Source organism: Luteimonas endophytica, assembly GCF_029887875.1.
GTDB classification, from domain to species: Bacteria; Pseudomonadota; Gammaproteobacteria; order Xanthomonadales; family Xanthomonadaceae; genus Luteimonas; species Luteimonas endophytica.
Map to the genome: position 1 here is coordinate 154593 of NZ_JARXRM010000025.1, position 12580 is coordinate 167172.

At 73.1% G+C, this 12580-nt stretch carries 14 protein-coding genes; 9 read left to right on the forward strand and 5 right to left on the reverse strand.

Annotation, left to right across the window (positions count from 1 at the left end):
* Positions 1–15: 15 nt before the first annotated feature.
* Genes QFW77_RS06405 through QFW77_RS06415 form a run of 3 tightly spaced genes read left to right on the forward strand, consistent with a single transcriptional unit; the run spans position 16 to position 2913 of the window.
* On the forward strand, positions 16–714 hold the full coding sequence (locus QFW77_RS06405) for a C39 family peptidase (RefSeq protein ID WP_280573562.1): 699 nt from the start codon (positions 16–18) through the stop codon (positions 712–714).
* A gap of 11 nt (positions 715–725) precedes the next feature.
* Positions 726–1493: a hypothetical protein gene (locus tag QFW77_RS06410; protein ID WP_280573563.1), complete on the forward strand. Its 768-nt coding sequence runs from the start codon at positions 726–728 to the stop codon at positions 1491–1493.
* Positions 1494–1506: 13 nt separating this feature from the next.
* Complete coding sequence (locus tag QFW77_RS06415; protein ID WP_331487875.1) at positions 1507–2913, forward strand: transporter family protein; 1407 nt, start codon at positions 1507–1509, stop codon at positions 2911–2913.
* A 22-nt stretch (positions 2914–2935) separates the two neighbouring features.
* On the opposite strand, the gene QFW77_RS06420 is transcribed toward QFW77_RS06415, so the two are convergent.
* Complete coding sequence (locus QFW77_RS06420; protein ID WP_280573565.1) at positions 2936–4261, reverse strand: sigma-54 dependent transcriptional regulator; 1326 nt, start codon at positions 4259–4261, stop codon at positions 2936–2938.
* 486 nt (positions 4262–4747) lie between these two features.
* Here QFW77_RS06420 and QFW77_RS06425 point away from each other — a divergent pair, with 486 nt between their 5' ends.
* The 3 genes from QFW77_RS06425 (at position 4748) to QFW77_RS06435 (ending at position 7137) form a co-directional block, all read left to right on the forward strand.
* The gene (locus tag QFW77_RS06425) at positions 4748–5854 is read left to right on the forward strand and encodes a PA0069 family radical SAM protein (protein WP_280573566.1); all 1107 of its coding nucleotides are present in this window, start codon (positions 4748–4750) and stop codon (positions 5852–5854) included.
* A 78-nt stretch (positions 5855–5932) separates the two neighbouring features.
* Positions 5933–6700, forward strand: coding sequence for a sensor histidine kinase (locus QFW77_RS06430; RefSeq protein ID WP_280573567.1), 768 nt, complete (start codon positions 5933–5935; stop codon positions 6698–6700).
* The gene (locus QFW77_RS06435) at positions 6697–7137 is read left to right on the forward strand and encodes a response regulator (protein WP_280573569.1); all 441 of its coding nucleotides are present in this window, start codon (positions 6697–6699) and stop codon (positions 7135–7137) included. The genes QFW77_RS06430 and QFW77_RS06435 overlap by 4 nt, the downstream gene beginning before the upstream one ends.
* Before the next feature lie 54 nt (positions 7138–7191).
* Here the strand turns inward: QFW77_RS06435 and QFW77_RS06440 are convergent, their stop codons facing one another.
* From QFW77_RS06440 to QFW77_RS06455, 4 genes are all read right to left on the reverse strand, one after another.
* Positions 7192–7941, reverse strand: coding sequence for a UPF0149 family protein (locus QFW77_RS06440; RefSeq protein WP_280573570.1), 750 nt, complete (start codon positions 7939–7941; stop codon positions 7192–7194).
* Complete coding sequence (locus tag QFW77_RS06445; protein WP_280573571.1) at positions 7938–8651, reverse strand: 2OG-Fe(II) oxygenase; 714 nt, start codon at positions 8649–8651, stop codon at positions 7938–7940. The genes QFW77_RS06440 and QFW77_RS06445 overlap by 4 nt, the downstream gene beginning before the upstream one ends.
* Before the next feature lie 64 nt (positions 8652–8715).
* Positions 8716–9348: a response regulator gene (locus tag QFW77_RS06450; protein ID WP_280573573.1), complete on the reverse strand. Its 633-nt coding sequence runs from the start codon at positions 9346–9348 to the stop codon at positions 8716–8718.
* A complete protein-coding gene (locus QFW77_RS06455; protein WP_280573575.1) occupies positions 9345–10454 on the reverse strand; it encodes a sensor histidine kinase in 1110 nt (369 codons plus the stop codon). Before QFW77_RS06455 ends, QFW77_RS06450 begins: the two co-directional genes overlap by 4 nt.
* Before the next feature lie 209 nt (positions 10455–10663).
* Between QFW77_RS06455 and QFW77_RS06460 the strand changes: the two genes are divergently transcribed.
* From QFW77_RS06460 to QFW77_RS06470, 3 genes are read left to right on the forward strand one after another with little or no spacing between them, the layout of a single operon-like run.
* Positions 10664–11152 (forward strand): hypothetical protein, encoded by a 489-nt coding sequence (locus QFW77_RS06460; RefSeq protein ID WP_280573577.1) that lies wholly within the window; start codon positions 10664–10666, stop codon positions 11150–11152.
* On the forward strand, positions 11149–11832 hold the full coding sequence (locus QFW77_RS06465; RefSeq protein WP_280573578.1) for an NIPSNAP family protein: 684 nt from the start codon (positions 11149–11151) through the stop codon (positions 11830–11832). Before QFW77_RS06460 ends, QFW77_RS06465 begins: the two co-directional genes overlap by 4 nt.
* A 46-nt stretch (positions 11833–11878) precedes the next feature.
* Positions 11879–12571 carry a helix-turn-helix transcriptional regulator gene (locus QFW77_RS06470; RefSeq protein WP_280573579.1) on the forward strand — a complete coding sequence of 231 codons (693 nt, stop codon included), beginning with the start codon at positions 11879–11881 and terminating at the stop codon, positions 12569–12571.
* The last annotated feature ends 9 nt before the right edge of the window (positions 12572–12580 follow it).

Consider the following 12580-nt stretch of genomic DNA (forward strand, 5'->3'; position numbering starts at 1 on the left):
CCGAAGGAGATCCGGATGTTGCACAAGATCGTGGCCGGCGCATGCCTGTGGCTGGCGGCGGCGGTTGCCGGCGCCAGCGCCGCCGAGGTGCGCTTCTCCGGCGTGCTGCCCAACGGCGCGCTGTTCACCAAGCCGGTGGAAAGCATGCACGAGGCGCGCTTCCGCCACCTGGTACGCCAGCACACCGACTACAGCTGCGGCGCCGCCGCACTCGCCACCATCCTTCGCTATGCCTACCGCCTCGACGCGGACGAGGCGACCGTGATCGAGGGCATGATGGGCGTGGCCGATCCCGCCGTGGTCCAGGAGCGCGGGTTCTCGCTGCTCGACATCAAGCGCTACGTCGAATCGCTCGGCATGCGCGGGCGCGGCTACCGGGTCGACGAGGAGCGGCTGCGCAGCCTGCGCGTGCCCGCGTTGATCCTGATGGACGTGCGCGGCTTCCGCCACTTCGTGGTGCTCAAGCAGGTCGACGGCGACCTGGTCGAGGTGGCCGATCCGATCCTCGGCAACCGCAGCGTCCCGATGCCCGAATTCCTCGAGTCGTGGCCGTCCCGCGCCGTGTTCGTCGTTATCGCCAGTGATTTCGACCGGAACACGGTGCTGTTGCAGCCGGTGGCCCGGCCCAGCGCGAAGACGCTGTACGCGCGCCAGGGCCCGATCACCGACGCCGAACTGCTCGACTTCGGGTTCACGCACGCGGACCTGTTCTGAAGGAGCGAAAGATGGACATCACCCGAACACTTCGACTGCTGCCGGTGCTGCTCGCCGGGCTGGCGGCGGTCCCCGCCTGGGGTCAGAGCACGCCGCAAGGGCCCGCGCCCCGCGGCCTGACCGAGATCCCCGATGCCGAGCTCGGCGCCATGCGCGGCCGCTATACCGTCGGCAACGACGCCGTGCTCTGGTTCGGCGTGTCGATGGTCTCGACCTGGCAGACCCAGGCCGGGCAGACCCTGCAGGGCCAGCTCAACGTCGGCTTCGACTTCAGCAAGGGCAAGCCCAGCGTGAGCTTCATGCCGAGCGTCAGCATCACCGCGGCCGACGCGCCGCTCTCGGCGCCGCAGGGCCAGCGCAGCGTCGACACCGCCGGCCTGGACAACGTCTCCGGCCTGGTCCAGGGCGTGCAGGTGGCCGGCGACGGCAACGCCGCACGCAACCTCACCACCCTGACCGTGCGCGACGGCGAGGCGCCGTCGGGCGGGCTCGAGGTCGGCAGCGCGCAGGCGTCCGCCACCGGCGCCGGGATGAGCGCCAGCGCCGGCTTCGACGGCAGTGCCGCGCAGGTGCTGCTGCAGGTCGACGGCCACGGCATTGCCCGCCAGTGGATCCGCCCCGGCAGCCTCGGCCAGAGCGTCGCCCTGACCGGCGACGGCCAGGCGGTCAGCAACCAGCTGCACATGGAACTGGTGCGGCAGTCGCTGCCGGCCAGCGCCGCGCTCGACCAGGGCGTGGCCCAGGCGATCTCGCTCACCCGCGGGCTCGGCGGCATCTGACCGGCCCATCCCGATGACCGTCCAGGAGCTCCGCTTGAAAAGGACCCCGCTCGCCCGGCCGCGACTGCTGGCCACCGCACTCTCCCTGGTACTGTGCGGCACCGCCGCCGCCCAGGATCCGGCCACGCCGAGCCCGGCCGAATACAAGGAAATGGGCGAGCTGATGCAGGAGCTGGCCGCGCTCAAGGCCAGCTACGCCCAGGAGGTGCGGCGCCTGCGCGAACTGGACATGCGCATGCAGGCGCTGCAGGCGCGGGTCAGCGGCCGGGTCGCGCCCGAGGGCGTGGCCGCGGACACGGCGGTCGCCGTCGGGCCGGCAGCGGCACCCTCCCCCGCACCGGCGCCGACGCCTGCGACCCCAGCCCAGCTGGACGCCGCGGCGCCCCCGTCCCCGTCGCCGCCGCCGCAGGAGGGCTACGCCAGCAGCGCCGAGGACGCCCAGCGCGCGCAGGAGGAGGAAAGCCGCAGCGTCGCCGACGTCAAGCAGCAGAACCAGGCGCTGTTCAACCAGCGGTTGATCCTGGAGAACAGCGTCAGCTACAACCGCTACGATCGCAAGCAGCTCACCCTCAACGGCTTCCTGGCGCTGGACGCGATCTTCCTGGGCAACATCGCCATCGAGAACGTCGAGTCGGACACGCTGAACTACAACTTCGCCGCGCGCTGGGGGCTGAGCCCGCGGCTGACCCTGAACCTGGACGTGCCCTACATCGCCCGCAAGACCGTGTACCAGAAGGGCGGCGCCGGCGGTGCGGCGGCCTCGATCGCCCAGGAGCAGACCACCGGCACCGGCCTGGGCGACGTGTCGGCCAGCGCCAACTACAAGCTGTTCGGCGAGCGCGGCTTCCTGCCCGAGACCGTGCTCAACTTCGGCGTCACCGCACCCACCGGGCGCGAGCCGTACGGGATCCCGTGGGAAGTGCTCGAGCGCGACGAGGACGACTTCATCCGCTTCGCGGTGCCCGAGGAGCAGCCCACCGGCAACGGCGTGTGGCAGGCCACCGTGGGGCTGTCGGCGGTCAAGACCACCGACCCGGCGATCCTGTTCGGCAACATCGGCTACGTGCATTCGTTCGCCGGCGAGTTCGACGACCTCGACAACAACCCGGCCACCACCAACCCGGGCGAGGTGAAGCTGGGCCGCGCGTTCTACTTCGGCGCCGGCGTCGCCTTCGCCTTCAACGAGCGCACCAGCCTGAGCATCTCGCTCAGCGACCGGCTCAACGCGCGCGCCCGCACCCGCTACGAGAACGCCGACTGGATCAAGGTGATCGGCAGCGACGCCAACGCCGCGACCTTCAATCTCGGCGTGACCCACGCGCTCAACGCCGACACCACCGTGGTCGGGCTGCTCGGCATCGGCCTGACCCCGGACGCGCCGGACTTCAACCTGACCTTCAAGGTGCCCTACATGCTGTGAGGGCGGGCGCGCCGCGCCGGCTTCAACGCAGTTCCGACAGGGCCAGGCTGTGCTTGCGGCAGAGCCGGTAGACGGTGACCCGCGAGACCCGCAGTCGCCGCGCGCTGGCGCTGACGTTGTAGCCGGTCTCGCGCAACACCGCCAGCACCGCCTCGCGCTCGGCCTGTTCTCGCTTCTGGTCGAGCCCGGCGCCGCCGGCGCGGCCGTCGCCCAGGTGCAGGTCGGCCGGCCCGATCAGCGCCTGCTCGGCGATCACCGCGGCGCGGCGCACCCGGTTGAGCAGTTCGCGCACGTTGCCTGGCCAGCGGTGCGCGCGCAGCGCCTGGCGGGCGGCGGCGCTGAAGCCGCGCGCCGTCACCGCGTGCTGTTCGCGGAACTCCTCCAGGAACCGCCGCGCCAGCAGCTCCACGTCCTCGCCGCGGTCGCGCAGCGGCGGCATCGCCAGGCGCAGCACGTCGAGGCGGTAGTACAGGTCCTCGCGGAACCGCCCCTCGGCCACCGCCTTTTCCAGGTCGACGTGAGTCGCGGCCAGCACCCGAACGTCGATGCGCAGCGAGCGGCTGTTGCCGATCCGCTCCAGGGTGCCTTCCTGCAGCACCCGCAGCAGGTTGGTCTGCGCGTCCATCGGCAGGTCGCCGATCTCGTCGAGGAACACGGTGCCGTTGTCGGCGGACTCGAACAGGCCGATCCGGCGCGCGCTGGCGCCGGTGAAGGCGCCGCGCTCGTGTCCGAACAGCTCGGCGTGGACCAGGCTCGGCGGCAGCGCGCCGCAGTTGACGGCGACGAACGGACCGCGGTGGCGCGAGGAGCGCTCGTGCAGGGCGCGCGCCGCCAGCTCCTTGCCGGTGCCGGTCTCGCCGGTGATCAGCACCGGCAGGTCGACCCGCGAGTAGCGGTGCACGGTGGCGTGCACCTCCAGCATCGGCGGGCTCTGGCCGACCAGCCCGGTGGCCTCCACCGGCGCCAGCCCGGTCTGGTCGAACGCCGCCAGCGCCTGGCCCAGCTGGCGGGTGTTGAGCGGCGCCACCAGGCGTTCCCCGCAGGCGCTGAGGATCCGCCGCACCGCGGCGTCGTCGTCGGGAGTGCGCTCCGAGGTGAGCGCCAGCAGCGGCAGGTCGGCATGGTCGTTGACCTGCCGCTCCAGCGCCTCCAGGCTTTCGGCCACGCCGCAGCGCAGGTCCACCAGGCCGACCACCTGGTCCTCGCCGCGCATCCCCACCCGCACGTCGCGGGCCGGATCGGCGATGCGCAGGCGCCACCCGGCCGCCGAGAGCAGGTCCCGCTCGCGCTGCGACGGGTGCCCGAACCAGATCACGCAATGCGGACTGAAATTGGGAACGGCTGCCATCTTCACGCCCCCCGTGCGGGCCGCCGGGGGCGGCACAGGGCAGGCCGCCGGTCGCCGGCGACCGGGAGTATCGACCGGGCGGATGACGGGGCGATGTCCGGCGGGCGAACCGCCCTCCGGGCGGGCGCCGTCACGCGCCGCCCGCCGCCGCCATCAGCGCGGGCCGGGCTGGGCATCGACACGGGCGCTTCGGGCCCGGGCGTGGAGCGCGGCGAATCGCGCCGGAACGGCTCCGGCGCGGCCGGGACGGGCCCGGCGAAGGTTCGGTTCGGCCAGCATCACGTATTTCCCCCGTACTTCGCCCCCGGAGACCCGGGGGTGTGGCGACTGGTATCGAACAACAACGCGGACCCGGCCGCGGTCCGGCCAATCCGCGCTCCGGCACTGCGAACGGCAGCCGTTTCGCCGCGGCGCCGCGGGCCGTCGGCCGCGTTCGGCAGGCCGCCGTCGCGGCGGCTGCGACCGCGGCGGCGTACCCTTGGGCGGATGCGCGAAGACGACAAGCTGCGGCTGCCGGCGAGCGCCGCGACCCGGGGCCGCGGCGCGGCCTCCTACGTGGCCGGCCGCTACGAGACCCGCGCGGTGGCCGCCGAGGACGATGGCTGGGACACCCTGGCAGGCATCGTCGAGGCGGCGCAGGCCAGCCACCCCGCCACCACCGTCACCGAGGAGCGCGCGCGCAGCATCGTCAGCCGCAACGACTCGCCGGACGTCGGTTTCAGCCAGTCGGTCAATCCTTACCGCGGCTGCGAACACGGCTGCGTGTACTGCTTCGCGCGGCCGTCGCATGCCTATCTGGACCTCTCGCCGGGGCTCGACTTCGAAACCCGGCTCTACGCCAAGACCAACGCCGCCGAGCGCCTGCGCGCAGAGCTCGCCAGGCCTTCCTACCGCTGCTCGCCGATCGCGTTGGGCATCAACACCGATGCCTACCAGCCGGTCGAGCGCCGCCACCTGATCACCCGCGAACTGCTGCAGGTGCTGGCCGAATGCCGGCATCCGGTCAGCCTGGTGACCAAGAGCGCGCTGGTGCTGCGCGATCTCGACCTGCTGGCGCCGATGGCGGCGCAGCGCCTGGTCACCGTCCACCTCTCGATCACCACCCTCGACAACCGGCTCTCGGCACGGATGGAACCGCGCGCGGCAGCGCCGCACACCCGGCTCAAGGTCGTGCGCGAACTGGCCGCCGCCGGAGTGCCGGTGGGCGTGCTGGTGGCGCCGGTGGTGCCGGCGATCACCGACAGCGAGCTGGAGGCGATCCTGGCCGCGGCGCGCGAACACGGCGCCGCTGCCGCCGGCTACGTGATGCTGAGGCTGCCGCACGAGCTCAAACAGATCTGGCGCGAGTGGCTGGAACTGCACTACCCGGAGCGGGCCGCGCACGTGATGAGCCTGATCCGGCAGATGCGCGGCGGCCGCGACTACGACAGCGGCTTCGGCACGCGCATGCGCGGCGAGGGGCCGTTCGCGGCGCTGATCGCCGCGCGCTTCGCCCGCGCCCACCGCAGGCTGGGATTCGGCCGCCTGCCGCCGCTGGACGACGGCCTGTTCGTCGCGCCGCGCGCGCATTCGCCGCAGGGCCAGCTGTTCTGAGCGGCGCGATTTAGCCGCGATACATCCCACCGACCCCGCAGTCTCGCTAGACTGCGCGCGTACCGTCCGGATCGCGCGATGCCCCCCGACCCCGCCGCCGCACCGCCCTCTGGCGACGCCGCCCACCGGCCGCCCGAGGTCGAGCGCGCGCTGCAGTTGCTGCGACGGCAGCAGGAAGTGCTGGCGCATGGCATTTCGCACGACCTGCGCGCGCCGCTGCGCGCGATCGCCGGCTACGCCCAGATCCTCGGCGCGAGCCACTCCGACGGCCTGGATCCGCGCGGGCGCGAGTATCTGGATCGCATCGGCGAGGCCGCCGCGCGCATGGAGGGGCTGATCGAAGGCCTGCTGGCGCTGTCGCATGCGGCGCGGGCGCCGCTGCGCGAGGGAGAGGTCGACGTCAGCCTGCTCGCCGAGTGGAGCATCGCCGAGCTGCAGGACGCCGAGCCCGGCCGCGCCGCCGAAATCGGCGTGCAGCCGCAGTTGTCCGCCTGGGGCGACGAGCGCCTGCTCAAGCAGCTGTTCGAGCGGCTGCTGCACAACGCGTGGAAGTTCTCGGCCGGGCGCGAGCGGGTGCGCATCGAGGTGCGCGGCGAGCGTCGCGACGGGCGCACCCTGGTCTCGGTGATCGACCACGGCAGCGGCTTCGACATGCGCTATGCTGACCGCATGTTCGAACCTTTCCAGCGCCTGCACGGACCGGAACAGGGCGGCGGGCACGGGCTCGGGCTGGCGGTGGTGCAGTGCATCGCGGAACGCCACGATGGCCGCCTGTGGGCGGAATCGACGCCCGGCACCGGCAGCGCGTTCCACGTCGAGCTTCCGGCGCCGCGGAGTCCAGCATGAAGCAAAAGGAAATCCTCCTGGTCGAGGACAACCCCGACGACGTCGAGTTGACCCGCATCGCCTTCGCCGAGGCCAAGATCGCCAACACCCTGACCGTGGTGCGCGACGGTGCCGAGGCCCTGGATTTCCTGTTCACCCGCGGCGCCTACGCCAGCCGCGACCCCGACGACCTGCCGTCGATCGTGCTGCTCGATCTCAACCTGCCCAAGGTCGACGGCCGCGAGGTGCTGCAGGCGATCCGCGGCGACGCCCGCACCCGCGCGCTGCCGGTGGTGGTGCTGACCACCAGCAACGAGCCGTTCGATGTCGAGGCCAGCTATGCGCTCGGGGTCAACAGCTACATCCGCAAGCCGGTCGACTTCGAGCAGTTCGTCTGGGCGGTCAAGCAGGTCGGGCTGTACTGGCTGGTGCTCAACCAGCCGCGCGAAGGCGCCTGATCCGCCGCCGCGGCAGCGCCTTCGTCCGGCGCTCCGCCGCGGTCGCCGGAGCGCTCACCCGCCGCAGCACTTCTTGTACTTGCGCCCGCTGCCGCAGGGGCACGGTGCGTTGCGCTCCGGCACCGCGGCGCGCTGCAGCGGCACGCGCGGGGTGAGCATCCGGATGCGGTGATGGTGCAGGTCGGAGAGGATCCCCGGCAGCGCCAGCACGATCTCCAGACGCTCCGCGTAGGTCGGCATCTCGAAGCCGGGAACGCCGGCCAGCCCGGCGCGCACGTCCGCCGGCAGGTTCGGCGTGATCACCAGCCGGTCGATCAGCGCGAGCGCATCGACGATCCAGCTCTCCGCTTCCAGCCACGCGTCCCAGCCGGCCTCGTCCAGCTCCACCGCGCGGAAGAACCCCAGGGCCCAGTCGACGCCGATGTCGAGGCCGTCGTCGCCTTCCTCGTCCGGATCCTCCGGCAGCCACAGCAGCAGGCCCAGCCGGTCCGGCAGCGGCGCCTCGCCGTGACGTGCGCGCTGGCTGGCCAGTGCCTGGTGCGCGGCCAGCAGCGCGTCGAGTTCCCGCTCGCGCTCCGGGTCGAGCCCGCCGGGGCGGCGGCCGCCCCACACCGCCGGCTCCCAGCGCTCGGGCGGCAACTGTTCCGGCGCGACCGCCAGGGCCGACAGGAACCCGTCCAGCATCTCCAGCCCCATCCCGCCGAACGGCACCGCGTCGCGCTCGAGCAGTTCCGACAGCCGGTCGACGCCGGCATCGTCCAGGATCGGGTGGCCGGTTCCCGGCATCGCCATCGGCGAGCTCATCGCCCGAACATCCGCTCCGCGCGCTGGAACAGGATCCAGCTGGTGGCGATGAACTTGTCGCCGCCCTGCGGCCGGTTGCCGCGGTGGGTGTGGGTGAACGCGGTCGGCGCCAGCAGCAGGTCGCCGGTGCGCGGCGCGACCTTGCGCCGCTGGAACAGGAACTCGGTCTCCCCCGCGTCGAAACCGTCGTTGAGATAGACCGTCCACAGCAGGTGACGGTGGAGGGTCTCGCACTGCGGATCGCGCGGGTAAAGCTCGCAATGCCAGTACGGATACCCGCCCTCGCCCGCCCGGTACCACTGCAGGTTGATCGCGCCCGGCCGCAGGCAGGTGCGCGCCAGCTCGCCGAGCCGGCGGTCGTCCATCGCCGCGACGTCGTCGGCCTCGAGCCGGCGCAGCGCCCCGCCGGCGCCGGGCTGCTGCAGCATCAGCGGCGCGATCAGCGCCTGCGGCCAACGGCGCAGATAGGTCAGCAGACCGCCGTAGACCGCCACGTTGAGCGCCTGCTCCACGTCGGCCCAGTCGCGGTTCCCGGCCAGCGACAGGTCGCGGCTGTGCTTGAGCTCCGGGTACACTCCGCCGCCCACCTCGCCGGGACGCAGCGCCTGGCTGGCGCGGATCCGCGCGACGATCGTCGCGCAGGTCGCGGCGTCGAGCACCCCCGGGGTGACCTGGATGAAGTCGTCACGGGCGGGAGCGGTGTCGGACATGCGCGGCGGGCCGTTACGGGAACCGCCATCCTCTCACGGGGCCGCCGGCGCGCGCATTCCCCGCTCAGATCACCCGCAGGGTGATCGCCTTGAGCACCGCGCGGGTGCGGTCGCGGGTGCCGAGCTTGTCCAGGATCACCGAGACGTAATTCTTCACCGTGCCCTCGGCCAGGAACAGGCTGCGGGCGATCTCGCGGTTGGAGTAGCCCCCGGCCAGCAGCCGCAGGATCGAGACCTCGCGCTCGCTGAAGGTGTCCACCGGCGCGCTGTCGTCGTGATACCGGTAGCGCGCGCGCACCGGGTCGGTGCTGACCGGCTGCAGCAGGCTCTCGCCGGCGGCGAGCCGCTCGATCGCCTCGCGCAGGTCTTCCGGGGCGGCGTCCTTGAGCAGGAACCCCTGCGCGCCGGCGTCGCGCGCGCGCAACAGCAGGTCGGCTTCGTCGAAGGTGGTCAGCAGCAGCACCGGGGTGAGGTCGCCGCGCGCGCGCAGCGCGGTGACCGCATCCACGCCGTTCACCCCGGGCATGCGGATGTCGCTGAGGATCACGTCGACCGGCTGGTCCTCGAGCCGGCGCAGGAGGCTCTCGCCGCATTCGGCCTCGAACGCGATCGTCACTCCCTGCTGTTCCAGCAACGCCCGCAGGCCGGCGCGCACCAGCGCCTGGTCGTCGGCCAGGGCGATGCGCAGGCCGCTCACGCCGGCAGGCTCGCGTCGATGCGCAGCGCGCCGCGCGGGCCGGCGCCGAACGCCAGCGAACCGCCGAGCGCGGCGACGCGCTCGCGCATGCCGGCCAGGCCGTTGCCCTCGCGCAGCGGTCCGCGCAGGCGGCCGTCGTCCTCCACCTGCATCCGCAGCATCCCGTCCTGCATCGACAGCCGCACGCAGACCGTGTCGGCATCGGCATGGCGGGCGCTGTTGGTCAGCGCCTCCTGCACCACCCGCAGCACGGTCTCGGCCAGCGCCGGGTCGCCGATCTGCACGTCGCCGTCGATCTCCAGCTTCAGCTTCGGCCGCGGCAGCGGCGCGGCCAGCGCATGCAGCGCGGTCGCCAGGTCGAGACCGCGCGCGTCGCGCAGCGACTGCACCACGCCGCGGATGTCGCCCAGCAGCTCCTGCGACATGCGCAGGGCGATGCGCAGCTCCTCGCGGCCGGCCAGCTGCGGGTCGTTGGTCAGCGCGCGCAGGTTGAGCGTCATCGCGGTGAGCTTGTGGCCGGCCACGTCGTGCAGTTCGCGGGCCACCCGTACGCGCTCGCCGTCGCGGGCGCTGTTGGCCAGCAGCGCGCGGGTCGCCAGCAGGTCGCCGTTGACCCGCGACAGCGACTCCAGCGCGTACTCCGAGCGGCGCATGTAGTACGCGGTCATCGCCGCGAAGCTCTCGAAGCCGGTGTAGATCATCACCACCAGCCAGGCGGCATCGTGGCCGCCGTGCTCGAGCAGCGCCAGCATCGCCAGGTTCAGCAGCACGGTGGCGGCCGCGGTGGTGCGCGCCGGATACTCCATCGCCAGCTGCGCTACCAGGATCACCAGCAGCACCGGTGCGGTACCGCCGGTGGGCGCCAGCCAGATCACCGCCAGTGCGGTCCCGGCCTGGACCAGGTGCAGGGCGATGCGCCAGCGCCGCCGCTGCATCGGCACGTAGTCGCTGATCAGCATGGCCGCCAGGAACCCGGCCAGCAGGCTCCATACCAGCGGGCGATTGAGGTCGGCCGATTCGGTGCGCAGCGCCAGCCCCACCGCCAGCCAGGTCAGCACCGCGGCCAGGTTCAAGGGATGCAGCAGGGTGCGCAACGCGGCGGGCATGGCCACATGCTGCGGCCCGGGGCGGCCCGGGGGCAACGGCCCGCGGCCAGAAAGTGACTTCCGGCAGGCCGCTGCTGACAGCACGGTGTCAGCAGCCCCCGCGCAAGCTCCCTCCTTCCCGGCGGGGCCGGCGGAGCGGCGGGTTCCGCGCCCCCGCGTCGGTCCGCCCCGCGGCCCGCCGGGAACCACCCATCGACGGAGACAGTGCCATGCAGGAACCCAGCGAGCAGGACGACGGACGCCACGACTTCGACTTCAGCCACGGCCGCTGGCGGGTCGGCAACCGGCGCCTGCGGGCGCGGCTGTGCGGCTGCCGGGACTGGGACCAGTTCGAGGCGCGGGCCAGCTGCCGGCCGGTGCTGGGCGGGCTCGGCAACACCGACGAATTCTGCAGCGCCTGGCAGGGCGGGCTGCTCGGCATGACCCTGCGCCTGTTCAATCCCCAGGCGCGGCAGTGGAGCATCTACTGGGCCAGCAACCGCGCCGGCGAGCTGGAGGCGCCGGTGACCGGCGGCTTCGCCGACGGCGTGGGCACCTTCCACGGGCTCGACCGGCACCAGGGCCGGGTGGTGCTGGCGCGCTTCGTCTGGAGCGAGATCGGCACCGATAGCGCGCATTGGCAGCAGGCGCTGTCGCCCGATGGCGGCGTGACCTGGGAAACCAACTGGCACATGCACTTCACCCGGGAGGCGGCATGAGCCTTCCGGGGTCCCTGCCGGCGGTGGTGGAACTGCGTCGCTACCTGCTGCATCCGGGCAGGCGCGACACCCTGATCGGCCTGTTCGAGGGCAGCCTCGCGGCGCCGCAGGAGGCCTGCGGGATGCGCCTGCTCGGCCGCTTCGCCGATCTCGACGCGCCCGAGCGTTTCGTCTGGCTGCGCGGGTTCGCGGACATGCAGGCGCGCCGGCGCGCGCTGCAGGCGTTCTACGGCGGCCCGGTCTGGCGGCGGCACCGCGACGCCGCCAACGCCACGATGATCGATTCGGACGACGTGCTGCTGCTGCGGCCGGTGCTGGCGCCGGACCCGGCGGCGGGCGCGCGACCGGCGGACGGCGCGGCGGCCGGGGTGCTCGGGGTGATCTGCCATTTCGACGCGCCGTTCGACGCCGCCCTGCCCGAGCGTTTCCGCGCCCAGGCGTGGCCGTACTGGCGAAACCGTGGCGCGGTGCTGCTCGGCGGATTCGCGAGCGAGCATGCCCGCAACACCTTCCCGGCGCTGCCGGTGCGCGAGGGCGAGCACGTGTTCGCCTGGTTCGCGCGGGTACCGGCGTGGCCGGAGGGCGCGGCCGCCGCCGTCTGGCATGCGGATGCCGGTGGACCCGCGCCGCGGGGCTGCGAAACGATGCGCCTGCGACCGACCGCGGCCTCGCCCTGGTGAGCGCCGCCGGCTGGCGGGCGGCGCGGCCGCGGGCGATGATGCGCGCATGCGCCGCGCCGACCGGCTGTTCCTCGTCATCCACGCCCTGCGCGGCCGCCGTGCGGCGCTGCCGGCGCGGGCGCTGGCCGAGACCCTCGGCGTCTCGGTGCGCACCGTGTACCGCGACATCGCCGACCTGCAGCTGTCCGGCGTGCCGATCGAAGGCGAGGCTGGGGTCGGCTACGTGCTGCGCAAGGGTTCGGACATCCCGCCGCTGATGTTCGATGCCGACGAACTCGAGGCGCTGGTCGCGGGCACCCGTTTCGTACGCGCGTTCGGCGGCAGCCGCCTCGCGGCCGGCGCGCGCTCGGCGCTGCTGAAGATCGAGGCGGTGCTGCCGCCGCAGCTGCAGGCGCGCGCGCAGCGGACCCGCATCTACGCCCCGGCGCGCGCCGACCGGGTCGAGGCCACGGGCATCATCGACCGCCTCCACGCGGCGATCGAATCGCGCCGGGTGCTGGCGTTCGACTACCGCGACGAGGCCGGCCGCCCCAGCCGCCGCCAGGTCGAGCCGCTGTGCCTGGCGTTCTGGGGCGGCGCCTGGACGCTCGGCGCCTGGTGCCGGCTGCGCGCGGACTTCCGCAACTTCCGGCCCGACCGCATGGGCGATCCGGCCGACACCGGGGAAACCTTCGCCGAGACCCCGGAGCGCGATTTGCGCGCGTACCTGCGCGCCGTGGGCAGCGACGGCTGGATCTGAGCGGCCCGG

Excerpts from the sequence above, each read along its gene's own strand:
- QFW77_RS06470 (WP_280573579.1), top strand. The coding sequence starts at position 11,879 with ATGCGCCGCGCCGACCGGCTGTTCCTCGTCATCCACGCCCTGCGCGGC.
- QFW77_RS06455 (WP_280573575.1), bottom strand. The coding sequence starts at position 10,454 with ATGCCCGCCGCGTTGCGCACCCTGCTGCATCCCTTGAACCTGGCCGCG.
- QFW77_RS06440 (WP_280573570.1), bottom strand. The coding sequence starts at position 7,941 with ATGAGCTCGCCGATGGCGATGCCGGGAACCGGCCACCCGATCCTGGAC.
- QFW77_RS06405 (WP_280573562.1), top strand. The coding sequence starts at position 16 with ATGTTGCACAAGATCGTGGCCGGCGCATGCCTGTGGCTGGCGGCGGCG.
- QFW77_RS06410 (WP_280573563.1), top strand. The coding sequence starts at position 726 with ATGGACATCACCCGAACACTTCGACTGCTGCCGGTGCTGCTCGCCGGG.
- QFW77_RS06435 (WP_280573569.1), top strand. The coding sequence starts at position 6,697 with ATGAAGCAAAAGGAAATCCTCCTGGTCGAGGACAACCCCGACGACGTC.
- QFW77_RS06415 (WP_331487875.1), top strand. The coding sequence starts at position 1,507 with ATGACCGTCCAGGAGCTCCGCTTGAAAAGGACCCCGCTCGCCCGGCCG.
- QFW77_RS06460 (WP_280573577.1), top strand. The coding sequence starts at position 10,664 with ATGCAGGAACCCAGCGAGCAGGACGACGGACGCCACGACTTCGACTTC.
- QFW77_RS06465 (WP_280573578.1), top strand. The coding sequence starts at position 11,149 with ATGAGCCTTCCGGGGTCCCTGCCGGCGGTGGTGGAACTGCGTCGCTAC.
- QFW77_RS06445 (WP_280573571.1), bottom strand. The coding sequence starts at position 8,651 with ATGTCCGACACCGCTCCCGCCCGTGACGACTTCATCCAGGTCACCCCG.
- QFW77_RS06420 (WP_280573565.1), bottom strand. The coding sequence starts at position 4,261 with ATGGCAGCCGTTCCCAATTTCAGTCCGCATTGCGTGATCTGGTTCGGG.
- QFW77_RS06430 (WP_280573567.1), top strand. The coding sequence starts at position 5,933 with ATGCCCCCCGACCCCGCCGCCGCACCGCCCTCTGGCGACGCCGCCCAC.
- QFW77_RS06425 (WP_280573566.1), top strand. The coding sequence starts at position 4,748 with ATGCGCGAAGACGACAAGCTGCGGCTGCCGGCGAGCGCCGCGACCCGG.